The sequence below is a fragment of the Mesorhizobium mediterraneum genome (assembly GCF_002284565.1).
Classification (GTDB): Bacteria; Pseudomonadota; Alphaproteobacteria; order Rhizobiales; family Rhizobiaceae; genus Mesorhizobium; species Mesorhizobium mediterraneum.
Genome location: NZ_NPKI01000018.1, coordinates 178,463 through 199,972 on the forward strand (window position 1 = coordinate 178,463; position 21,510 = coordinate 199,972).

At 62.9% G+C, this 21,510-nt stretch carries 25 protein-coding genes; 12 read left to right on the forward strand and 13 right to left on the reverse strand.

Annotated features, from left to right (window positions below; all coding sequences use genetic code 11):
- Nucleotides 1–214: 214 nt before the first annotated feature.
- Complete coding sequence (locus tag CIT25_RS17225) at nt 215–1,435, forward strand: AI-2E family transporter (protein WP_095485735.1); 1,221 nt, start codon at nt 215–217, stop codon at nt 1,433–1,435.
- Here the strand turns inward: CIT25_RS17225 and CIT25_RS17230 are convergent.
- The 3 genes from CIT25_RS17230 to CIT25_RS17240 form a co-directional block, all read right to left on the reverse strand.
- A complete protein-coding gene (locus CIT25_RS17230) occupies nt 1,423–2,319 on the reverse strand; it encodes a DMT family transporter (RefSeq protein WP_095485736.1) in 897 nt (298 codons plus the stop codon). The two genes, CIT25_RS17225 and CIT25_RS17230, sit on opposite strands and share 13 nt — an antisense overlap.
- A gap of 129 nt (nt 2,320–2,448) precedes the next feature.
- Nucleotides 2,449–3,213 carry an arginyltransferase gene (locus CIT25_RS17235; protein ID WP_095485737.1) on the reverse strand — a complete coding sequence of 255 codons (765 nt, stop codon included), beginning with the start codon at nt 3,211–3,213 and terminating at the stop codon, nt 2,449–2,451.
- A gap of 138 nt (nt 3,214–3,351) precedes the next feature.
- Nucleotides 3,352–3,822 carry an RDD family protein gene (locus CIT25_RS17240; protein ID WP_095485738.1) on the reverse strand — a complete coding sequence of 157 codons (471 nt, stop codon included), beginning with the start codon at nt 3,820–3,822 and terminating at the stop codon, nt 3,352–3,354.
- Nucleotides 3,823–4,132: 310 nt separating this feature from the next.
- On the opposite strand from CIT25_RS17240, the gene sthA reads away from it, so the two are divergent.
- Nucleotides 4,133–5,521 (forward strand): Si-specific NAD(P)(+) transhydrogenase, encoded by a 1,389-nt coding sequence (gene sthA / locus CIT25_RS17245; protein ID WP_095485739.1) that lies wholly within the window; start codon nt 4,133–4,135, stop codon nt 5,519–5,521.
- Between the two features lie 12 nt (nt 5,522–5,533).
- On the opposite strand, the gene CIT25_RS17250 is transcribed toward sthA, so the two are convergent.
- Nucleotides 5,534–6,205: an alpha/beta hydrolase gene (locus CIT25_RS17250; RefSeq protein ID WP_095485740.1), complete on the reverse strand. Its 672-nt coding sequence runs from the start codon at nt 6,203–6,205 to the stop codon at nt 5,534–5,536.
- A 204-nt stretch (nt 6,206–6,409) separates the two neighbouring features.
- Between CIT25_RS17250 and CIT25_RS17255 the strand changes: the two genes are divergently transcribed.
- The gene (locus tag CIT25_RS17255) at nt 6,410–7,642 is read left to right on the forward strand and encodes an OpgC family protein (RefSeq protein ID WP_095485741.1); all 1,233 of its coding nucleotides are present in this window, start codon (nt 6,410–6,412) and stop codon (nt 7,640–7,642) included.
- Nucleotides 7,643–7,652: 10 nt separating this feature from the next.
- Here the strand turns inward: CIT25_RS17255 and CIT25_RS17260 are convergent, their stop codons facing one another.
- Nucleotides 7,653–8,735 (reverse strand): LacI family DNA-binding transcriptional regulator, encoded by a 1,083-nt coding sequence (locus tag CIT25_RS17260; RefSeq protein WP_095485742.1) that lies wholly within the window; start codon nt 8,733–8,735, stop codon nt 7,653–7,655.
- 145 nt (nt 8,736–8,880) lie between these two features.
- Here CIT25_RS17260 and CIT25_RS36865 point away from each other — a divergent pair, with 145 nt between their 5' ends.
- Together CIT25_RS36865 and CIT25_RS36870 are read left to right on the forward strand one after the other, a co-directional pair.
- Nucleotides 8,881–9,024, forward strand: coding sequence for a hypothetical protein (locus CIT25_RS36865; protein WP_095485743.1), 144 nt, complete (start codon nt 8,881–8,883; stop codon nt 9,022–9,024).
- A 62-nt stretch (nt 9,025–9,086) separates the two neighbouring features.
- The gene (locus CIT25_RS36870; protein WP_095485744.1) at nt 9,087–9,254 is read left to right on the forward strand and encodes a hypothetical protein; all 168 of its coding nucleotides are present in this window, start codon (nt 9,087–9,089) and stop codon (nt 9,252–9,254) included.
- On the opposite strand, the gene CIT25_RS17275 is transcribed toward CIT25_RS36870, so the two are convergent.
- Both CIT25_RS17275 and CIT25_RS17280 read right to left on the reverse strand, forming a co-directional pair.
- Complete coding sequence (locus CIT25_RS17275; RefSeq protein WP_095485745.1) at nt 9,249–9,623, reverse strand: DUF423 domain-containing protein; 375 nt, start codon at nt 9,621–9,623, stop codon at nt 9,249–9,251. The two genes, CIT25_RS36870 and CIT25_RS17275, sit on opposite strands and share 6 nt — an antisense overlap.
- A gap of 41 nt (nt 9,624–9,664) precedes the next feature.
- Nucleotides 9,665–10,924 (reverse strand): multidrug efflux MFS transporter, encoded by a 1,260-nt coding sequence (locus CIT25_RS17280; RefSeq protein WP_095485746.1) that lies wholly within the window; start codon nt 10,922–10,924, stop codon nt 9,665–9,667.
- 181 nt (nt 10,925–11,105) lie between these two features.
- On the opposite strand from CIT25_RS17280, the gene CIT25_RS17285 reads away from it, so the two are divergent.
- Together CIT25_RS17285 and CIT25_RS17290 are read left to right on the forward strand one after the other, a co-directional pair.
- The gene (locus tag CIT25_RS17285; RefSeq protein ID WP_095485840.1) at nt 11,106–11,771 is read left to right on the forward strand and encodes a GntR family transcriptional regulator; all 666 of its coding nucleotides are present in this window, start codon (nt 11,106–11,108) and stop codon (nt 11,769–11,771) included.
- Between the two features lie 85 nt (nt 11,772–11,856).
- A complete protein-coding gene (locus CIT25_RS17290; RefSeq protein WP_245329884.1) occupies nt 11,857–12,090 on the forward strand; it encodes a DUF982 domain-containing protein in 234 nt (77 codons plus the stop codon).
- Between the two features lie 55 nt (nt 12,091–12,145).
- Here CIT25_RS17290 and CIT25_RS17295 read toward each other — a convergent pair whose 3' ends face one another.
- Nucleotides 12,146–12,304 carry a hypothetical protein gene (locus CIT25_RS17295; protein WP_023798419.1) on the reverse strand — a complete coding sequence of 53 codons (159 nt, stop codon included), beginning with the start codon at nt 12,302–12,304 and terminating at the stop codon, nt 12,146–12,148.
- Nucleotides 12,305–12,508: 204 nt separating this feature from the next.
- On the opposite strand from CIT25_RS17295, the gene CIT25_RS17300 reads away from it, so the two are divergent.
- Nucleotides 12,509–13,480, forward strand: a complete 972-nt coding sequence (locus CIT25_RS17300) for a glycosyl transferase family 90 (RefSeq protein ID WP_095485748.1) — start codon at nt 12,509–12,511, stop codon at nt 13,478–13,480.
- A 33-nt stretch (nt 13,481–13,513) separates the two neighbouring features.
- Here CIT25_RS17300 and CIT25_RS17305 read toward each other — a convergent pair whose 3' ends face one another.
- Nucleotides 13,514–14,557, reverse strand: a complete 1,044-nt coding sequence (locus CIT25_RS17305; RefSeq protein WP_095485841.1) for an aldo/keto reductase — start codon at nt 14,555–14,557, stop codon at nt 13,514–13,516.
- A 260-nt stretch (nt 14,558–14,817) separates the two neighbouring features.
- Between CIT25_RS17305 and ppk2 the strand changes: the two genes are divergently transcribed.
- Nucleotides 14,818–15,738 (forward strand): polyphosphate kinase 2, encoded by a 921-nt coding sequence (ppk2, locus tag CIT25_RS17310; RefSeq protein ID WP_095485749.1) that lies wholly within the window; start codon nt 14,818–14,820, stop codon nt 15,736–15,738.
- Between the two features lie 238 nt (nt 15,739–15,976).
- Here the strand turns inward: ppk2 and CIT25_RS17320 are convergent, their stop codons facing one another.
- On the reverse strand, nt 15,977–16,621 hold the full coding sequence (locus CIT25_RS17320) for a dihydrofolate reductase family protein (RefSeq protein WP_095485750.1): 645 nt from the start codon (nt 16,619–16,621) through the stop codon (nt 15,977–15,979).
- A gap of 378 nt (nt 16,622–16,999) precedes the next feature.
- Here CIT25_RS17320 and CIT25_RS38465 point away from each other — a divergent pair, with 378 nt between their 5' ends.
- The gene (locus tag CIT25_RS38465; protein WP_095485842.1) at nt 17,000–17,188 is read left to right on the forward strand and encodes a transposase; all 189 of its coding nucleotides are present in this window, start codon (nt 17,000–17,002) and stop codon (nt 17,186–17,188) included.
- A gap of 23 nt (nt 17,189–17,211) precedes the next feature.
- Here the strand turns inward: CIT25_RS38465 and CIT25_RS17330 are convergent, their stop codons facing one another.
- The 3 genes from CIT25_RS17330 to CIT25_RS17340 all read right to left on the reverse strand — a co-directional run bounded on the left by CIT25_RS17330 (nt 17,212) and on the right by CIT25_RS17340 (nt 19,830).
- The gene (locus tag CIT25_RS17330; RefSeq protein WP_095485751.1) at nt 17,212–17,685 is read right to left on the reverse strand and encodes a nucleoside deaminase; all 474 of its coding nucleotides are present in this window, start codon (nt 17,683–17,685) and stop codon (nt 17,212–17,214) included.
- Nucleotides 17,686–17,878: 193 nt separating this feature from the next.
- Nucleotides 17,879–18,910, reverse strand: coding sequence for a porphobilinogen synthase (hemB, locus tag CIT25_RS17335; protein ID WP_095485752.1), 1,032 nt, complete (start codon nt 18,908–18,910; stop codon nt 17,879–17,881).
- Nucleotides 18,911–19,008: 98 nt separating this feature from the next.
- Nucleotides 19,009–19,830 carry a DUF2066 domain-containing protein gene (locus tag CIT25_RS17340; protein ID WP_095485753.1) on the reverse strand — a complete coding sequence of 274 codons (822 nt, stop codon included), beginning with the start codon at nt 19,828–19,830 and terminating at the stop codon, nt 19,009–19,011.
- 162 nt (nt 19,831–19,992) lie between these two features.
- On the opposite strand from CIT25_RS17340, the gene CIT25_RS17345 reads away from it, so the two are divergent.
- Both CIT25_RS17345 and CIT25_RS17350 read left to right on the forward strand, forming a co-directional pair.
- Nucleotides 19,993–21,036 (forward strand): enoyl-CoA hydratase/isomerase family protein, encoded by a 1,044-nt coding sequence (locus tag CIT25_RS17345; protein WP_095485754.1) that lies wholly within the window; start codon nt 19,993–19,995, stop codon nt 21,034–21,036.
- Nucleotides 21,033–21,455, forward strand: a complete 423-nt coding sequence (locus CIT25_RS17350) for a DUF6163 family protein (protein WP_095485755.1) — start codon at nt 21,033–21,035, stop codon at nt 21,453–21,455. The genes CIT25_RS17345 and CIT25_RS17350 overlap by 4 nt, the downstream gene beginning before the upstream one ends.
- Nucleotides 21,456–21,510 lie beyond the last annotated feature (55 nt).

Below are 21,510 nucleotides of genomic sequence, written 5' to 3' on the forward strand. Positions count from 1 at the left end.
CGCCGAAGGCGACAGAGGGGGTCGGCACGTCCTGACGCGACCTCTTATTGTGGACTGAGGACGCCGGCGCTTTATGCGCGGCGACCCCCTCTGGCCTGCCGGCCATCTCCCCCTCAAGGGGGGAGATATCTAGACATTTGGAATGTCGTCACGATTGCTGCACTATGTCAGTGCATAAGTATCGCTACATGAGCCGTTTGGGAGAAATGGGCATTTGAAGGAAGCTAGAATTCGGAAACCGGAAGGCCAGCAGCGCCTGTTTGGCCTGTCGACGCCGCTCAGATCCGCCGTCATTCCGCCGCTGTCGGCGGCGCGCTGGCTCCTGGTGCTGATCGTCGCTGCCGGGGTCTATTTCTTTCATGGTTTCCTGGTCCCGGTACTGGCCGCGCTTGTCATTGCCTTTGCCAGTTGGCCGCTCTATCGGCGGTTGCTCGCTGGTGTCGGCGGCAACCGCACGATCGCCGCGACATTGGCGATCCTGTTCATCCTCACCTTCCTGGTGGTGCCGATCGCGTTCGCCGGCGCCTACGCCACCAACGAAGTCCGCGAATGGGTCGGCTGGGCGATCGAGACCAACCGCGAAGGCGCGGTGACGCCGCACTGGATCGCCACGCTGCCCGTGGTAGGCGAGTGGCTGAACGAGCAGTGGACGCGCAATCTCGGCCATCCCGGCGGCATCGGCGAACTGATCCAGCTGATCAGCGGCGCCAACATCGGCAGCATCTACCGCGGCGTGCTGGCTGCCGGCGGCAGCGCCTTCGGCCTTCTGCTGGCGCTGCTGTTCATGATGATCGCGCTGTTCTTCGCCTATCGCGACGGCGAGCATTTTGCCGGGCAGATCGACCGTCTCGGCGAACGCATCCTGCCGACCAGATGGGAGCGGATTTCGCGTGTCGTGCCGGCGACGATTTCCTCGACAGTGACCGGCATGACCATTATCGCCATCGGCGAAGGGGTGGTGCTGGGCGTGGCCTACTGGCTGGCCGGCGTGCCGTCGCCGGTGACGCTCGGCGCCCTGACCGGCATCATGGCGCTGATCCCCGGCGGCGCACCGCTGTCCTTCACGCTTGTCTCGATCTATCTCGCCGCCAGCGGCTCGCCGATGGCCGGGTTGGCGCTGTTCATCTGGGGGAGCGTCGAACTGTTCATCGTCGACAAGACATTGCGCCCTAAACTGGTCGGCGGCCCGATAAAGCTGCCGTTCCTGCCGACCTTTTTCGGCCTGATCGGCGGCGTCAAGACGATGGGCTTTCTCGGCCTGTTCATCGGCCCGGTGCTGATGGCATTGCTGGTCGCGATCTGGCGCGAATGGCTGCGCGAGGTGGAATTGGCCGACGAGCTTGCCCCCGCAGCGCCGGACGACCTGGAAGGTGCTCCGCCGCAGATCGATATCGTCGCGGAGCACGCCGCCGCGAGGAAGAGTCAGGCCGGGTGACTGACCGCAAGGGTGGCGCGGCGCCTGCGCCCCTCATGCAGCTGCCATAGCGAATGGGCGACCAGCGTGACGATGAGGATCGCGCCGCCGATCAGGCTGTTGCGCGACGGCGCTTCGGCAAAGATCATCCACATCCAGACCGGCGCCAGCACGGTTTCAAGCAGATAGAACATCGCCACCTCCGGTCCCGAAACATATTTCGGTCCGTTGGCGAGGCAGAAGAACGAGATCGGCATGATGACGGCGCCGTTGAAGATGATCCACCACGGCGCGTTCACCTGAAGGCCTTCGCCTGAGACCATGAACACCGCGACGGCCAGGGGCAGGATCACGCCGATCAGCGATGTGAACCCCATGTCCTTGCCGCTGGCGCGCGAGATGGTGATGGCCAGGGCGATGAAGAAAGCCGAGCACAGCGCCATGAGATCGCCGAACAGGTGCCCGGTGCCGATCGAATCGCCGACGATGATCGCGACGCCGAGGATCATGACCAGCATCGCGACCACGGTGACCAGTCGCGGCCGCTCCTTCAGAAACACCCAGGACAGCAGTGCCGCGAACACGGTGTTGAAGGCCAGGATGAAGACCAGATTGGCGGTCGTGGTGTAATAGATGCTGGTGACGAAGGTGACCGAGGTCAGTCCGTAGCATATTGCGACAACGAGCCCCGACCAGCCGGGGATGAGCTGCGGCGCGTTCCGGCTCAGCGAGCGCCAGACAGCCCAGATGACCAGCGCCGCGACCAAGGTGGTGCCGGTGCGCAGCAGGAGGATCGTCCATGCGCCGCCGTCGGCCAGGCGGATCAGTGGAATGTCGACGGTCAGCGTCAGGCCGCCAATGGCGGTGATGAGAAGGCCCTTCTGGTGATCGTTGTGGGACGACATGCGGCAATTCTCGCAATGAATGTGGAGGCAGGCGCAAAATTGGCCCAGCGTCTGTCCTTCCAGCCAAGCGGCCGAAAACCAGCAGCATCCTCCTTGAACAGTTTTAAGGATGATTGGCGGAAGGGCGGATCAGCGCGAAACCGCTTCGTGGTCGTAGCGTTCCCAGCCTTTGGGGCCGAGATGCTCCTGCGGCATGAAGCGCATCTTATAGTTCATCTTGCGCGAGCCGTTGACCCAGTAGCCGAGATAGACATGGGGCAAGCCCATCGCCCTGGCGCGGGCGATGTGATCGAGGATCATGAAGGTGCCGAGCGAGCGGTCCTCGAAGTCGGGATTGAAGTAGGAATAGACCATCGACAGGCCGTCGGCCATCTTGTCGGTGAGCGCTACCGCGATCAGCTCGCCCTGGCCCTTGCCGGTAATAAAGCTGTCGGGGCCGCGGCGCCGGTACTCGATGACCTTGGTGTCGACATGGGTGTCCTCGACCATCATGGCGTAGTCGAGCACCGTCATGTCGGACATGCCGCCGCGGCGATGGCGGGCATCGAGATAGCTGCGGAACAGCGAATACTGCTCGGTGGATGGTTGCGCGTCGTGCATGGCGCCGATGAGGTCTGAATTGTGCTGTATCACCCGCCTCATGTTGCGGCTGGCGGTGAATTCCTGGGCCAGGATGCGCACCGAAACGCAGGCACGGCAGGTCTCGCAGGCCGGCCGGTAGGCGATGTTCTGCGATCGCCGGAAGCCGCCTTGCGTCAACAGGTCGTTCATCTCCGACGCCTTGTCGCCGACCAGATGCGTGAACACCTTGCGCTCGAACTGGCCCTCAAGATACGGGCACGGCGACGGCGCGGTCAGGAAGAACTGTGGCGACTGGGTTGGATGCTGCGTCATCGAACCTTGGAAACACTCCTGCGAATCATCATACCTTTGGCGCGCGCAGCGAAAAATTCAACAGGATTGTGAAAGCGCGCCGAGCGGACGCCTTCACTTTGCACATAAACGCTCGCGGGAGACTCGCGAAAGCTGTCCTCAGCGGTCACTGCGGCTGACCACCGTGCCCAACAGCAGGTCGTGCAGCGTGCGCTTGCGGTCGGCAAACAGCGATACCAGAAGGACCAGCGGCGTCAGGATGACGTTGCCGGCCCAGAACAGCACCGAATGCACCACCGCCGTCAGCCCATCAATGCGGGTGCCGTCGAGGCGGTCGAGCCGGATGCCCATCATCTTCATGCCTGTCGTGGCCTGGTCGGTGCTGCCGAGCGTGTTCCAGATGTAGAGGATGGCGACGGCCGGCACGAGGACGGAAAACAGCATCCAGCCGAGGCCGAGCGTCAAGATCCCGAGGAAGAACACCAGGATCGCGAACGGAATGGTGAGCAGCGCGACGATGCAATAGTCGATGATGAAGGCGAGGACGCGCCGCGTGCGCACGCCGTCATAGGCCCTGATATCATCGAGCCTGGTGGTGATGATTTCGCCGTCGAGAACGCGCGCGTTCATGTCATTTCCTCGTAATCAGGCCCGGGATAGGGTGCGGGCCGCCTGGTGTTGAAATGGTGAAGTCTCGCGACGGAATCAAGATCGAGCCGTTTTCAGCCTGCGACCGGAAGCAGCGCCGAACCTAATGCATGTCGCGCAAAAAGTGCGCAGCGGTTTTGCGATAACGACATGCATAGAAACAAGGGCTTAAAGCGCGTCGCATGAATCCGTTCGAACGCGAGCGCTTTAGCTTGGATCGGTTGAATTTGCCGCGCGGATGGCGTTAGTTTGCTGCGGCGCAACATATCAGGCGGGCAAGGGACGGGGCGACATGGACTATGACATGCTGGTCATTGGCAGCGGCCCTTCCGGGCGCCGTGCCGCGGTGCAGTCGGCCAAGCTTGGGAAATCCGTTCTGGTGGTCGACAGGGGACGGCGTCTTGGCGGTGTTTCCGTGCACACCGGCACCATCCCGTCGAAGACGCTGCGGGAAACTGTGCTCAACCTCTCCGGTTGGCGCGAGCGCGGCTTCTATGGGCGCGGCTACCGGGTCAAGCAGGACATTTCGGTCGGCGACCTGATCGAGCGCCTGCACAAGACACTCGATCATGAAGTCGAGGTGCTGCAGCACCAATTCATGCGCAATACGGTCAAGAGCGCACGCGCCGGGGTCAAATTCCTCGGTCCCAACAGAGCGAGCCTGACGACGGAAACCGGCGACTATAGCGAAGTCGGTTTTGCGCATGCGCTGATCGCGGTCGGCACCCGCCCGCACCGGCCGCGCGACGTGCCCTTCGACAAGACCCGTATCTTCGACAGCGACGAGATGCTGGAGCTCGAGCGCCTGCCGCGCACATTGACGGTGATCGGCGCCGGCGTCATTGGCGTCGAGTACGCGACGATCTTTTCGGCGCTCGACGTGCCGGTGACGCTGGTCGAGCCGCGCAACACCATCCTTGATTTCGTCGACCGCGAGATCGTCGACGATTTCATCCATCAGATGCGCGACCGCGGCATGACCATCCGGCTGGGCAGTGCGATCAAGGAGATCGCCTCGAAACCCGACTATGCCGAGGTGACGCTTGCCGACGGCCGCACCATACGCTCGGAGATGGTGCTTTATGCCGCGGGGCGCACCGGCAACGTCGGCGCGCTCGGCCTGGACGTGGTCGGCATCGAGGCCGATTCCCGGGGCCGCATCAAGGTCGATCCGCAGACCTTCCGGACCAGCGCGCCGAACATCTATGCCGCCGGCGACGTCATCGGCTTTCCGAGCCTCGCCTCCACCTCGATGGAACAGGGCAGGGTGGCCGCCTGCCATGCCTTCGGCGTGCCCTTGCCGCCGCCGCCGGAAACCTTTCCCTACGGTATCTACGCGGTGCCGGAAATCTCGACCGTCGGCCAGTCCGAGGAGCAGGTGCGCGAGAGCGGCGGCGCATATGAGGTCGGCGTGGCGCGTTTCCGCGAGACCTCGCGCGGCCATATCATGGGCGTGAACACCGGCTTCCTGAAGCTTCTGTTCTCAATCGAAACACGCCGGCTGCTCGGCGCGCATATCGTCGGCGAGGGCGCGACCGAACTCATTCACATTGGCCAGGCGGTGATCAATCTCGGTGGCACCGTCGATTTCTTCGTCAACAACACCTTCAACTATCCGACGCTGGCCGAAGCCTACAAGATCGCCGGGCTGGATGCCTGGAACCGCATGGGGCGAGCGTAAAACCTTGGCTCATCAGTTCGCCTGCGCGACGGCGATTGCCAGGCCCGCCAGCCATTGCCTGACGATTTCAGCATCCCGATCGCCGATTTCATGGCTGGAGGCGATGGTGGGGGCCTCGACCTCGGCACCATGTGATTCGAGCAATGCGACCAACGCCGGCGCGAAGGGCGCGTAGGTGAGGTCGGCGGCACCTGCGATGATCAGCACGCGCGCTTTGGACAAGTCGGCTGGTGGAACGTCGTCGAGCACCGGCATCGGGCGCAGCAATGCTGCCCGTTCGATGAGGCCGGAATGCAGCAGCATCACGCTCGAAACCAGATTGGCGCCGTTCGAATAGCCGAGAAAAATCGTTCGGGAGAGATCGAGACCGTGGCGCTTCGCGGCCTCGGTGACGAAGCCCGCGAAAGCGTCCGCCTCGGTGCGGATGCTCTCCTGTTCGAAGCGCGTCGGCGTGACCCTCGCGAACCAGCGGAAACCGTCCTCCTGGGCGATGTGTCCACGGACCGCCACCAGCACGGCGCGCGGTGAGATTTGCCGCGCCAGCGCCACCAGCGTCGTCTCGTCGACACCGGATCCATGCAGCAGGAAAAGGCATTCGCCGCTCGAATCAACGGGTCGATAGAGCCGGTAGAAAAAGGCCAGATCGCGCCGCAAAATGCCATCTTCCGGAGGTTTTTCCGCCATAGTTCATCCCTTTGATTTCGTGATGGTTTTGTTCTTTTGCCGGCTTCAAAACGTAATATTTTCGGGCTCCTTCAAAGTTGATTGAACCGGGCGCATTTCAGTCCGTTTCTTTGCCGATATGCTCCAGCGGGAGGAATCGAAGCGGTGCGTCCGGCGGTCGCATCGATTGCCGGCATGAACAACCAGCTTTGAGGCCTTTTATCGATGACCGTGCCAAATTCACCGGATCGCGCTAAGCGTATCCGGGATATGCGTATCCCGGATACGCGTATCCAGGAGCGCGATACGCGTATTGACGTGTTCCGCGCTCTCGCTCTGCTGATCATATTTGTCGACCATGTCCCGGGGACGGTTTTCGAAACCCTGACCTACAAGAATTTCGGCTTTTCGGATGCTGCGGAGGCTTTCGTGCTGATCTCCGGCATGTCCGTCGCGCTCGCCTACGGCTCAAAATTCGAGCCCGGAAACCGGCTCATGGCGACACTGAAATTGTGGCGCCGCGCCGGTGTGCTCTATGTCGCCCACATCGTCACGACGATGGCGGTGGTGGCGATCTTCTGCGCGGCGGCGGTGTTCGCGAAGCGGCCGGACATGCTGATGCTGATCAACATCGAGCCATTGATCAGGGATCCGCAGCAAGCGCTGATCGGCATCGCCACGCTTGGCCATCAGCTCGGCTACAACAATATCCTGCCGGTCTATGCGGTGCTGCTGCTGATGGCGCCAATCTTGCTGCTGTTCATCAGCCACAGGCCTTTGGCGGCGCTGGCGATATCCGGAATTCTGTGGCTGGTTGCCGGGATCTACCAGATCGCCCCGCCGAACTATCCGGAGCCCGGCTTCTGGTTCCTCAATCCGCTGTCGTGGCAGTTCCTCTTCAACATCGGCCTGGCAAGCATGCTGCATATCAGGCGCGGCGGCACCATTCCGGTCAATCGCTGGCTGGTCGGCGCCTCGGCGATCTATGTCGCGGCGGCATTGGTCTGGGTGCACAGCCCGCTATGGGGGCAGGTGTCGTGGCTGAACCTGCCCGTGGTGCTGACCGGCTTCGACAAGACGTTCCTGTCGCTGCCGAGGCTGCTGCACATCCTGGCGGTAACCTACCTGATCGTGGCGTTTCCTTCCGTCTCGAACCTGTTCCGCACCGGCCGCGACCATCCGCTCGCCATATTGGGCAAACGATCGCTGCCGGTTTTCATCGCCGGCACGGTGCTCGCCATGGCGGCGCAGGTGATGAAGCTGATCAACCCGGGCGGCTTTGCCTACGACAGCTTGCTGATCGCCGCCGGCATCGCCATGCAGTTCGCGCTCGCCTATTACCTTGAATGGCTGTCGGGTATTGGACAATCCGGAAGGAGCAAGCCAGCCCGTAGCGAGGCGCCGCCTGTCCATACGTCCTTCGGTGGGGGAGCGATGGCGACAGGCATCAATCGATAGGCGTCCGGGCTCAAGCTGTTTTGGGCGGCGGCCCGGAAGATGCCCTGACGACAAGCTCGACGCCGAGCGTCTCGCGCCGCACCGTGCCGTCGAAATCGAGGATCATTCGTGCCGCCCGGCGGCCAATCTCGGCGATCGGCTGGGCGATCGTGGTGAGCGCAGGAATGGAAAGTGCGGCTTCAGGCACGCCGTCGAAGCCGACGACCGAGACGTCGCCGGGAACCGCGATGCCCCGCGCGGTCAGCCATTCGATCGCGACCATGGCCATCCGGTCCGACATCGCCAGGATTGCGGTCGGCGGCTCGCCGCCTGCGAAGATCGCCTCGAGACCAGCCCTAGTGCTGGCTTCGTCGTTTTCGGTCTCGTATACCGGAATCCCGGCGGTATCGACGCCGAACCGGGAAAGCGCCTCGAAATAGCCGACGAGGCGATCGCGTGTGCCGGTATAGGCGGCCGTCCGGATCTGCTCCGGCGAGACGAGACCGGTGCTGTCGTCGGCGAAAGGCAGCGCCAGAACGGCGAAGCGCCGGTGGCCAAGCTCGGCGAGATGCTGCGCTGCCAGGCGGGCGCCGGCGACATTGTCGACGCCGATCGCCGAGACCGTGTCATCCTCCGAGCCGAGTTCGAGCGCGACGAAGGGGAGCTTTCGTTCACGCGTCAGCTCGACGAGGCGCGGACCTCCCTCGATGCAGAACAGGATGAAGCCGTCGACCAGCGCGCTCTGGATGTTCCAGGCAAGTTTCTCCTCATTGCCGGCCGATACCAGCGCGATACCGGCGCCGGTGGCGTCACATGCCTCGGAAATCCCGGCCATCATCGTGCGGGCAAAGGGATCGTCGAAGAAATAGGACAGCGGTTCGGTCGTTGCGACGCCGATCGCGTTGACCTTGCCGGCGCGCAGCAGCCGGCCCTTGGGATCCGGACCCGCATAGCCCATCGCCTCGGCCGCTGCCTTGACCCGTTCGCGGACTTCCTCGCGCACGATCTCGGGACGGCTGAACACGTTGGAGGCGGTGCCATGCGAAACCCCGGCGGCCTTGGCGATGTCGGCCAGCCGGATGGGTCTTGTATTGCCTTCGGTGGATGACGCCATTTTTTTTTGCCTCCAGGCAGCTACCTAGCACCTTTGTTGGATCGATTCAAATTTTTGCTTGACATTGGCGCGGGCGGGTATATTTTTGAATCGATCCAAACGTTGCGCTAACCGTCGATTGGATCGATTCAGGAAGGAGAGTGCCATGCACCCCGTGAATTATCTGTTCGAAGACATCTACCGCAACGACTGGAGCAACACCTCGAATGCGATGACCAGGACACGTCGCGGCAGCGCCGGCCCATGGATCCGCGACCTGCGTTTTCTCGTGGAGCGCAAGCGGAGCTGATCGGCAGCGCTTTTTCGTGCCTGTCGATTGGATCGATTCAAATTGGAAAAGGGAGCCTTGCCATGCATCCGATCAAGCACCTGTTCGAAGATATCTATCGCAACTATTGGGGCATCTCGCCGGCCACGGATCGGCCGGAGCGGCGCCGCCTGACCAAGCCGGCCGCACGCAATCGCGACCTGCCGGTCCGGCCCGAACGCCGGCAGGATTTGCCATCGTCTGACTCATGAGCGCGGGCGCACCAGCGCCGAGGCCGCAATCGCCAGCCAGCCGGCGATGAGCAAGGTGCCGCCGATCGGCGCCGACATCGGAAAAAGCCGCGAGCCGAGGAAGTCACGGGCGAGGAGATCGCCGCAGAACAATACAAGCCCGACGAGAAGGATGAGGCTTGCGATTCGCAGGATACGGTTTGCGCCGACGAGACCGATTGCAAGAAAGACCGGCGCATGCATGAGCAGGAAGGACGCAACCGTTCCGACGAAAGCGCCGCCCAGATGCGCCGCCGCGGCGGACAGCGCCACGCCGGCCGCGCCGCACAGGCCGCCGACGAAGACGAGGATGCGGCCGCTGCCGCTTATTGGTTGCTCGGCCGTGCTCATGTCTCTGGTCTCCGTGGAGTAATGATGGCCCGCAAACGGTGTCACGACTTTCCAGCCTGCACCAGCATGTCGCGCGCGCGGCGCGACTGGACCAGCCAGTTATACACCGCTCCGCCCGCCAGCAGCACGGACGTGCCGAGAAACACCGCGCGCATGCCGAAATGACCGCCGACGAAGCCGCCGAGCAGCGGCCCGGCGACCTGTCCGACATATTGCGCCGAAATCGATAGGCCGAGCACATTGCCGCCGACGCCGTCCGGAACATTGTGCCGGATGACGCTGGTGATGCAGGGCAGGAGACCGCCAAGCGCTAGCCCCATCAGGAAACGCAGGCCGACGAGCTGCCAGCCCTGCGTGACGAAGGCTTGCGGGATCAGCAGCAGCGCCGAGACGGCAAGCGCCCCGATGATGACGTTCCAGTGGCCGACGCGGTCGGCGAGCTTGCCGAGACGCGAGGCCGACAGGATGGCGCCGAGTGCCGCCGCCGACATGACGACGCCGGAGGTCAGCGTTAGCAGGCTTTGGTCCTCGATGAGCTGCTGGACGTAGACCGTGATGATCGGCTCGATCGACATCGTGGCGAAACTCAACAGCATGCCGGTCACCAGCATGGCGACGACGGGGCGCTTGTCCTCGATTTGCGACCAGCCGCCTTTCTGCTTCTCAGTCGATGCTGCCTTGTCGGCTGTCGGGCGAGGATTCTCCTTGATGAGAAAAGTCGTTGCCAGGAACGCCAGGAAAATGACGCCGCCGGCGAGCAGGAAGGTGGCGCGGATGCCGATCAGGGGCGGCAGCGCACCGCCGAGCAGCGGGCCGACGAGAGCGCCGGCGGTGATTCCGGCCGACAGCACGCCGAGCGCCCAGCCGGACCGGTCCTTCGGCGTCTGCATAGCCACCAGGATGGTCGAGCCTGAGGAATAGCCGCCGGCGAAGCCGATCAGCAGGCGCAGCAGCACCAATTGCCAGACAGTTTCCACCATGCCGGTCAGCGACATGCAGACGGCCATGCCGAAACTGGCGCGCACCAGCATCAGCTTGCGACCGTAGCGGTCGCCCAGCCGTCCCCACAGCGGCGCCACCAGCGCGGCGGCGAAGAAAGTGGCGCCATAGGCGACGCCGGACCACTGCACAATAGCTGCGTGCCCCTCGGCGCCCAGCTGCTCGACATAGAGCGGCAGGAAAGGCAACAGCAGCGTCATCGCGACAAGCGTGCTGAACGAGCCGGCAAAGCACACGGCGAGATTGCGCCGCCAGTGGATGTTGTGGGTGCCTTGCTGGGCAGGGATGCTGTGTTGCGGCATGTCATGTCCTATCCGGGAAGCCAGTCGACGACTTGCTGCGGATACCATTTTGGGATACCAAGCTGGTATCCGTCATGGACGCAAGCCCGGCCGCTGTCAATGCGGCCCTCTCAAACGTGACCGGCAAACGATGGTAGGCGAGCCGATCGCCAGCAAAAACGGCCAGAAATCGGAAACCGCAATGTCGCAGATGCAGAATGTCGAAATTGGGCTTCGCGAGATGATCCTCGGCCTCGAGGTCGGTCCGGGCGAGCGGCTGACGGAACGCTGGATCGAAAGCCGCTTCGGCGCCTCGCGCACGCCGGTCAGGGCAGCATTGCTGCGGCTCGAGACGGAAGGCCTGGTCTGCCGCGACGGGCGTGGCTGGACGGTTTCACCCATCAATCTCGCCGAGCTCGAGCAGATCGCCGTCTACCGCGAGACGGTCGAGGTCGCGGCGGTCAAGCTGACTTGTGCCTTGGAGGACAGGAGCGCTGTCGACGTCATCGAGGCGATGCTGGACTCCTGCGACGCCGGCACCCCGCGCGAGGAATGGCACCGCGTCGGCATGGATTTTCACATCGAGCTGGCACGCCTGTCCGGCAATGAGTTCCTGTTCAGGGCGGTCCGTGATGCCATGACGCGCCTGTCGCGCGCCCGCTGGCTGGAGGTGCGCGACGAGGCGGCACTCGGCCGCGCCTGGGCCGAGCACCATGCCATTCTGGCAGCGGTGCGGGCTGGCGAAGCCGATGAGGCGGCACGTCGGCTTTCGGCCCATATCGTCGGCAGCCGCGACCGGCTGGTGACATCGCTGCACAACGACCGGCGCGGCCTGCGTGCCAGGGGATTTGCCGTCGTCGCGGCCTGATTGCCGAGGCAACCACTTTCGCCCTCGCTTCGCGGGCGCCGATGGCGTAAGAGCGGCGATGGAAAACAACCGATTTGAAACACCCGTGACCGTCAAGTCGGGCGCGGAGGGAACCACTCAGCTCTTGCGTACGGCCCGCGAGGCTTCCGATTACCTCCTCAACAACTGGCCCGGCAAGCGCAGTCCAAAGCATCGCGAAGCGCTGCAGGCCTGCCATGATGCGTTGGCCGGCGACAAACCGGCCATGATCGCGAGGCGCGCCTTCATAGCCGCCGCGCGCGAAGTGAACGTTTTCGTCAGCGACAAGGCGCCGGCCTGAAGACGCAGCGGGATTCCTAGGCCAAATCCGATCCGCCTCGCGGGCCGGATGCGTTTTACTCTGCCGTTTCCGTTTCGGTCTCGGAGGTGGTCTCGTCCTCGGGCTTCGAACGTTCCTTGGCTGCGACCTTGGCCGCCTGCTTTTCCGCCTTCTTGGCGGCCTTCTGCCGGTCGCGTTCCTTGCGTTCTTGGCCGTAATTCGGTGCTCGCGCCATATCTCTTCCTTTCGCAATGCTGAAGGTTGTTAGCCCTGCCTAGGAGCATTGGGCTGCAAACACAACACCGCAAAGGCCGATCGGCTCCATACATAGCCGGCAAGCCGGCTGCACGCGGTTCCGGGCTTGCAAGATGGCTGGCACAATGGTGTAGGAGAGACCGGGGTACAAATAACAAGCTCACCTGTTTTTACCAAGTGACCGATGGCCACGCTTCAAAGAAACGCACAGAAGCTATTCTACTATGCGCGCAATGCCATGCGCGATATCGCGCCGCAGGCGCTGTTCCGCCGCAGGCTCGCCGGGCTGCTCGATCGGGCCAGGCTTTCGGACGGGTCGATCCGCGCGCGTCTCAACTATTACAACAGGCTGCAGGACGCTTTCGCGCCGAGCGCCGATGCCGTGCCGGTCAGCCGGCTGCCGACAGACCGGAGCATGTATTACTACGACCTGAAGGAATTCACCCGCTATTTCGATCCCGATTTGCGCATCGACCTCGAATTCGGCGACGTCATCGAGGTGCCTGCGATGCCGTCGATCGTCAAGGATCGGCCGATCGCCGGCGACAACAGGAACGGGGTCCTGTTCAAGCTCAACAAGTTCCGCCACTTCCACATGCCCGCCGACGATGTTGCCTTCGCGGACAAGCTTCCGGTCGCCGTCTGGCGCGGCGAGCTCAACAATCCGATACGGACCTTGCTTCTGGAGGCCGCGCGCGATCTGCCCTTTTGCGATGTCGGCACGCCCAAACCGACGGCAGCGCCGGAATATCGCAAGCCTTATCTGAGCATCGATCAGCAGCGGCGCTACCGCTACATCATTTCGCTCGAGGGCAACGATGTGGCGACCAACCTCAAATGGATCATGAGTTCGAATTCGCTGTGCCTGATGCCGCCGCCGACATACGAGACATGGTTCGGCGAAAGCGAACTCGTGGCTGGTGTCCACTATGTGCCGCTCGAACCGGATTTCTCGGACCTCGCCGAGCGGGTGCAGCACCTCGAGAAGCATCCGCCTGAGGCCGAACGCATCGTTGCCGCGGCCAACGCCTATTGCCGCAAGTTCGCCGATGAGCGGGCCGAGCAGGCGATCTGCTTGCTCGTGCTCTACAAATATTTCGTGCTCAGCGGCCAGATCGAGCCCGACCCGGAGGTCTGGCGTTTTATCTCGGGCTAGCCCGCGGCGATCTTCGACCTGATCCGGACCCTGTCAGATAGCATCCCGGTCGAGGACCAGATCGGCCGGACCGAACCGGTCTTTTGCGGTGAACTGCTGGTGCCAATAGGGGTAGAGAACAGGAGGCCTGCTCACAGCGTCCAGGCGTGCGCGCTCATCGCTGGTCAGAGCTAGGCTGGCGGCAGAGATATTGTCCTTGAACTGCGCTTCGGTCCGGCCGCCGATCACCAGCGAGCTGATGGCCGGCCGGCCGAGCAGCCAGGCAAGCGCCACCTGCGCTGCCGACACGCCATGGTTCTTGCCGATATTGGCAAGCACGTCGACGATCCGCCACAGCCGGTCCTCGTCGCGGATCGGCGGTTCCTTCCAGCCGCTGAGCTGACGGGAGGTGGCCTGATCGCGGTGATATTTGCCGGACAGCAATCCACCGGCAAGCGGGCTCCACACCAGCACGCCAAGCCCCTGGTCGACCGAGATCGGCAACAATTCATATTCGGCTTCGCGCGCTTCCAGCGTGTAGTGGATCTGCTGGGTGACGAAGCGCGGCTGGTGCTGGCGATCGCTGATCCCCAGTGCCTTCATCACTTGCCAGCCGGAATAGTTGGAACAGCCGACATAGCGGACCTTGCCCTGGCTGACGAGCGTGTCGAGCGCGGCGATGGTTTCCTCGAGCGGCGTCGTGCCGTCCCATTCGTGCAGGAAATAGATGTCGATGACATCGGTCCTGAGGCGCTTCAGGCTTTTCTCGCACTCGCGGATCAGATGGTAGCGCGACAGCCCTTCGTCGTTGGGGCCATCGCCGATCCGCATGCGCGCCTTGGAGGCGATCAGCACATCGCCCTTGCGTTTGCCGCCGAGCGCTTCGCCGATGATCTCCTCCGAAAGCCCGTTCGAATAGACATTGGCGGTGTCGATGAGATTGATGCCGGAATCGATGCAGAGGTCGATCATCCGGCGCGCCTCGTCGAGATCGGTCTTGCCGACCGCCGAAAATGCGCCGGCGCCGCCAAAAGTCATGGTGCCCATGGTGAGCGTCGAAACCTTCAGCCCGGAACGGCCGAGAGTGCGGTTCTCCATGTCAGATCCTCGCAATTGCGTTGAGAAGGCGGTGCTTCGAAGGCTGCCCGAAGGAGCCTGGCATTTGTAGGACAAGTCGCGCGGCTTGTCGCCCATCCCATGGAGGGCGGATCGATCACATCTTACGGATTTGGGTGACCGGCGCACGAGCCGGCTGCAATAAAACCGTCATTGCCGGCCTGTATGCAAGTCGGCTCAAGGTGTTCGATCTCGGCCGGCAGGCCGGACGCCGACACGGGCGTGCACGCGGAGCAGCATAAATGACCGAAGCAAAACAGAATTCTCCTGCCAGGGATTGGCTGGAAGCGGAGCTAGCCGACACGCTCGACGAAGACTACGAGCTGGAAATGTCGGAACCCGCGCTGTCGCTGGAAATCGCCAAGATCTACAAGAACGCGCATCCGCCCTCGATGGATCGCATGCAGTATTTTCGCGACCTGATCACGCTGCAATCCGAATTGATCAAGCTGCAGTCCTGGGTGGCTTACCACAAGAAGAAGCTGGTGGTGGTTTTCGAGGGCCGCGACTCGGCCGGCAAGGGTGGCGTCATCAAGCGCATCACCCAGCGGCTCAATCCGCGCATCTGCCGCGTCGTAGCACTGCCGGCACCGACCGAGCGCGAGAAATCGCAATGGTATTTCCAGCGCTACGTCCCGCATCTGCCGGCAGGCGGCGAGATCGTGCTGTTCGACCGCTCATGGTACAACCGCTCCGGCGTCGAAAGGGTGATGGGATTTGCCGAACCGGATCAGGTCGAGGAGTTCTTCCGCGACGTGCCGGAGTTCGAGCGCATGCTCGTCCGTTCCGGCGTCACGCTGGTCAAATACTGGTTCTCCATCACCGACGAGGAGCAGCAGATGCGCTTCCAGATGCGCATCCATGATCCGATGAAGCAGTGGAAGCTCTCGCCGATGGACCTGCAGTCGCGCGTGCGCTGGGAGCAGTACACCAAGGCCAAGGAAGAAACGTTCGCCCGCACCAACATTCCCGAAGCTCCTTGGTTCATCGTCGAGGGTAACGACAAGAAGCGGGCGCGGCTGAACTGCATCGATCATCTCCTCAAGCAGATGCCTTATGAGGAGGTGCCGCACGAAGAGATCACGCTGCCCGACCGCGTCTTCAATCCCGAATACGAGCGCCAGGTGCTGCCGCGTGAGCTGTATGTGCCGGAGAAGTATTGATCATCTGGGACTGCTAAAGACCCGGACGGGCGGCATTCCTTCGCGCCCCCCTCTGTCCTGCCGGACATCTCCCCCACGAGGGGGGAGATTGGCAGCGTCGCCGACGGTGCCAATCTTGCAACGCTGATGATTGGCGAAAGCCGGCGCGACATCCGATCTCCCCCCGTGTGGGGGAGATGTCCGGCAGGACAGAGGGGGCGCGAAGGATCGCGGCGCAGAGGGCTGCGCCTCAGTGAGACTACGCGCGCTTGATGATGACGTGCGTGGCATTCGGCGTCGCGACCTGCTCGCTGCACCGGTAGCCGAGCTTGAGCATGTCGATGCCGGCAAAAAGGTTCTCGCCGGAGCCGAGCAGCATCGGCGATATCGCCAGATGCATGTCGTCGATGAGCTTTTCCCTGAGATATTGCCGGATCGTGGCGACACCACCGCCGAGCCGGACATCCTTGCCATCAGCCGCTGCTTTCGCCTTTTCCAGCGCTGAGTGGATACCGTCGGTCACAAAATAGAAGGTCGTGCCGCCCGCCATGACGATGGGATTCCGCGGATGGTGGGTGAGCACGAAGACCGGCACATGGTAGGGTGGATTGTCTCCCCACCAGCCTTTCCAGCTTTCATCCGGCCACTCGCCGCGGATCGGCCCGAACATGTTGCGGCCCATTATCCACGCCCCAACATTTTCGAAGCTGCGCGCCACGAACCCGTCGTCCGTGTCTGTGGTCCCGCGATCGTCGCCAGACATGTTGCGGAAGGTCCGGGTGCCGAACATCCAGTTGTGCAGGGCTTCCCCACCTACGCCCAGCGGCTCTTTCAGGTCCTGGTCGGGACCGGCGCCATAGCCGTCGATTGACAGGGTGAAAGCGTTGACGCGAAGCTTGGACATGAGTACCTCCCTCGAGACCAGTTGTGAAATGCAAGCAGTTGTTTTTAGCTATACTGATTGCATTTTGCAAGCGGTATTTTAAAATCTCCGCCGAGCGATGAGCGGCTTGTTTGGGCCAGCCGCGTCAGGACCGCAGCCAAGACGGGTGGTTGCAGCAGCAGTTGCTTGCGCCGCGATGCCTCGAGGATGCGTTTACGTCATCAAGCATGGCCTGCAATGGAAGGATGCGCTGCAGGCCTACGGGGGCAGATGAGCGGCCACAAAGGGGCACGCATGGTTCTCGATGCCCTGCCGCCCTGCCAAAGCCCTGATTGCGGATCGCGGTTATGACAGCGCCATTTCGCGAGGCTTTGTGGAACAAAGGCATCGAGCCTTAGCATCCCGTCGAGCCGAAGTCGGAAAGTCCCATATCCCTACGACAGGGCACTCTATCGCCAGCGCCACAAGGTCGAGAACCTCTTCGCCAAGCTCAGAGACCGGCGGCGCATTGCAACCCGATACGACCGATGCGCGCATACCTTCTTCTCGGCGATCTGCATCGCCGCAACCGTCATCTTCTCGCTCTAATCAGAGCGTCCTGAGCCGAGGCTCTAAGCCTTGCCCAGATGCTTTGGCCAGAATTCCTGGTGGACTTCGGCGGCTTCGTCTTCGAGGTTCGTCGGGCCAACCACAGTGACGATGCGCGCGCCGGTCTGCAACACCGCCCGGCTCGGCACGTTCAACCCGATCCCAGCGATCTCGCCCAGCCGCGCTTCGGAGCACGCAAACACCATACGCCCGACGCCCGACCAGTAAATCGCCCCGGAGCACATCGCGCACGGCTCGGTGCTGGTGTAGAGCGTGCAGTCAGCGAGAAAAGCAGCGTCGTAGTGCTGCGCCGCTAGTTTAACCAGGTTCATCTCGGCGTGGTTCGTCATATCGTGGCCGGTGAAGACGCTGTTTTCGGCGCGCAGGATTACTTCGCCGTCCTTCACCAGCACCGAGCCAAACGGTTCGTCGCCGCGTTCCATTGCGGATTTCGAGAGCGCAATTGCCTCGCGTAAAAACGGCTCGTGGCTTTCCATCAGAGTCTCCCAAAAAGCTAGAGTGGGATGATTGTCTTGAATCGGAGGGATTTCCAAGGGCTGCAGATCAGATTCAGTTAGGCGATCTGCATCGCCGCAACCGTCATCTTCTGGCTATGCGCACGGCCGACTGTTTGATCTCGGCCTTCAACATAGGATGAAGGCTGTCGCGTGTGGTGATGATTGCGAGTACCTACCCCTTCAGCATCGCCGCCACTTCGGGCGCGAAATAGGTGAGGATCCCGTCGCAGCCGGCGCGCTTGAAGGCGAGGAGCGATTCCAGCATCGCCTTGTCGCCGTCGATCCAGCCATTGGCGGCAGCCGCCTTGATCATCGAATATTCGCCCGACACCTGATAGGCGAAGGTCGGCATCCGGAATTCGTCCTTCAGCCTGCGAATGATGTCGAGATAGGGCAGGCCGGGCTTGACCATCAGCATGTCGGCGCCCTCGGCGAGATCCTGCTCGGCCTCGCGCACGGCCTCGTCGGAATTGGCGTGATCGAGATAATAGGTCTTCTTGTCGCCCTTGAGCAGGCCGGCGGTGCCGACCGCCTCGCGATAGGGTCCGTAGAAGGCGGAGGCGAATTTCGTCGCGTAGGACATGATCGCCACATCCTGAAAACCATTGGCGTCGAGCGCATCGCGGATGGCGCCGATGCGGCCATCCATCATGTCGGAGGGCGCGATGATGTCGGCGCCGGCCGCCGCCTGGATGACGGCCGCCGCCGTCACCTGTTCCACCGTCTCATCGTTGACGATGATGCCGTCGCGCAAGATGCCGTCATGGCCGTGCGAGGTGAAGGGATCGAGCGCCGCGTCGGTGATGATGCCGATTTCGGGCACCGCGTGCTTGATGGCGCGCGTAGCGCGGTTGATGACGTTTTCCGGATCGAGGATGTGCGAGCCGGTCTGGTCGCGCAGGCCGAGCTCGACATTGGGGAAGGTTGCGATCGCCGGAATGCCGAGCTTTGCCGCGCGCTCGGCCTCCTTGACGGCAAGGTCGAGCGACAGGCGGAAGACGCCGGGCATGGCGGCGATCGGTTCGCGGATATTTTTCCCATCGACGACGAAGATCGGCCAGATCAGGTCGTCGACGGAGAGCCGGTTCTCCTGCACAAGGCGGCGCGACCAGTCGGCCTTGCGCATGCGGCGCAAACGGCGGCTGCCGGTGATCTCGTCGACGCTGCGCGCGCCGGCAGGCTTTGCTGGGGTGAATTTGTTCATCGCCAAAACTCCGGATCGGCGGCTTTTACCACGAGCCTCCGCCGCTGACCAATGCGACACGATTGTGCCAGGCTGGCATCGCCTGGATATCGGTATACCTAATCCGGCTGACCGTTGCCGGACAGGACCTGCACCGCACCCCGCATGGCGACGCGGAACGCCTCGTCGAAACTGACGCCGCGCACTTGCCAGTGATAGGTCTTGCCGCCCGTGGCAAGCCGCCAGTCGGCGATCCAGCCCAATTCTTTGTCGCTCCAGACGATGCTACCGGCAAGCGCCTGGTCGGCGCCGACCTGTTTGGCGGCCTTATCCAGAGCCGCCATGTCCGTCTCGTGCAGCGCCTTGTCGTCAAGCCCGGATTCGGAGAGGTGTGACGCCTCGGGAAATGCGATCCGCATCGCCAGCGGGTCGGCAGCATTCACGAATGATTCGCGCATCGGTGCGCCGCGCTCATCGTCTGCGGTCAGCGCGAAATGCCTGGCGCCTCGCTCCGTTGCCAGAAAGATCGCCAGCTGCGGCCGCTCGGCAAGCCACGGCCGGCTGCCGAGCGATGCCAGCACCGGGTCGATCACGGCGGGTTTGTAGAGGCAAGTAAGATCGTGCGGCCGGTCATGCGTGCCCTGTTCGTCGTGGATCGGAATGCCTTCCATCCGGTCGCGGTAGCGGAATTCGGCAACGAAGCTGCCAGCCTTGTCGCGCAGTGCCGCCATCTCAGGCTTTTTCGGCAGCCGCTGATCGCCGGAGACCCTGACCAGAACCGCATCCAGGCAAGCCTTAAAACCGATCTGGCGGTTCTGCTCGCCTTGGCCGGTCACGATGGTCCGCGCGCTATAAAGGTCGTCATTGGCGGATGCAGGATGGGCAGTCGCGCATACCATCAGGCCGATCGCCGCAAGGGCAAGACGCAAAAATCCAGGCATGGTTCAACGTCCGGTTGGAAAGCCCGTCATCAAGATAGTCAATTCTAGCATCGGGCGCCGGCGGCGACCAAGGCGGCAGGATTGCACCGTTGGCATTGACGCACCCATGCGCCACGCTTTAGCACTTCAGTCCCGGCGGCGCGGGGGAGGGATTCTATCGCGATGGATTTTGGCGGCGGCGACGAGATCCGCTTCGAACGATTGGGCAAGGCTGGCGTCGTCACGCTGACGCGGCCGCAGGCGCTCAATGCCGTCACCCATCGCATGGTCAAGGCGCTCGACAAGGCGCTGCGCGCCTGGGAGCGGGATCATGAAATCGATGTCGTCGTCGTCAAGGCCGAGGGCAGGGCGTTTTCGGCCGGCGGCGACATCCTCCACGTCTACGAGGCCGGCCGGGCGGGAAAGCCGCCGGTCGATTTCTTCGCCGACGAATACCGGCTGAACGCCCGCATCGCGCGGTTCAAGAAACCCTATGTCGCGCTGATCGACGGCATCGTCATGGGCGGCGGCGTCGGCATCTCGTTTCACGGCTCGCAGCGCGTGATGACCGAGAACGCTCAATTCGCCATGCCGGAAGTCGGCATCGGCTTTTTCCCAGATGTCGGCGCCAGTCATCTCCTGCCGGACCTTGGCGGCAGCTTCGGCATGTATCTGGCCCTGACCGGAAACCGCATCCGCTATGGCGATGCTTTGTGGTCGGGCCTGGCGACGCATACGATCAAGGCGGAGGATCAGGCCGGCTTTCTCGATCGGCTGGCGGCGAGCGGCGATCCGGAATCGGTGCTGCGCGGTTTCTTCGTCCCGGCGCGGCGCGAGACGGACAGGCCGACGCTGGAAGCGATCGCCCGCCATTTCGCGCAACCGTCGCTGGGTGACGTCATCGGTAGCCTGGAACGAGCTGCTCAAACCGATGCGTTCGCGGCCAAGACGCTGGCGACGATCCGCACCCGCTCGCCGACTAGCCTGCATGTCGCCTGGCGTGAGATCAGCGCCGGGCTGACGCTGTCGATGGACGAGTGCATGCGTATGGAGTTCCGTATCCTCAACCGCATGCTTGCCGGCCATGATTTCTACGAAGGCATTCGCGCCGCTATCATCGACAAGGGCTCGACACCGCTCTGGCGGCCGGCAGGCATCGATATGATCAGCGCTGCCGATGTCGACGCCTATTTCGCGCCGCTCGGCGAACGGGAACTCGAACTGTGAGCGACGCCACGTCGAGACGCGTCGTGCTCCAGCCCTCGACGATCGAGATCATCTTCGCCTGGTTCCAGCGCGTCGTATCCGGCTACTGCCTGTTGTTCGGGATTTTGTACTGGATCCGGCTGATCGGCTTCTACCCCGGCCCGTTGTGGCGCTTCGACCTGATGCCGGTGCATTGGCAGGTGGCGGCGGTGATGCTCGCCGTCTTCTTTCCCTTCGCTGCCGCCGGCCTGTGGATGCTGGCCTCCTGGGGGCCGGTGATCTGGGTGATCTGCGCGGTGACCGAGACCGTCATGTATGCCGGCTTTCCCGAGCTCTTCGGCCACCGCCTGCTGATCGTCGCCTCGCATGCGGCGGTGGCGCTGCTCTACATCGTCTTTCGCGTGGTGATCTGGATGCAGAAGCGCCAGACCCGGCAATAGAGCATCGGACCGATGCTCAACAAGAATAGCGCCGCGCGTCCCATTGGACGCTCAA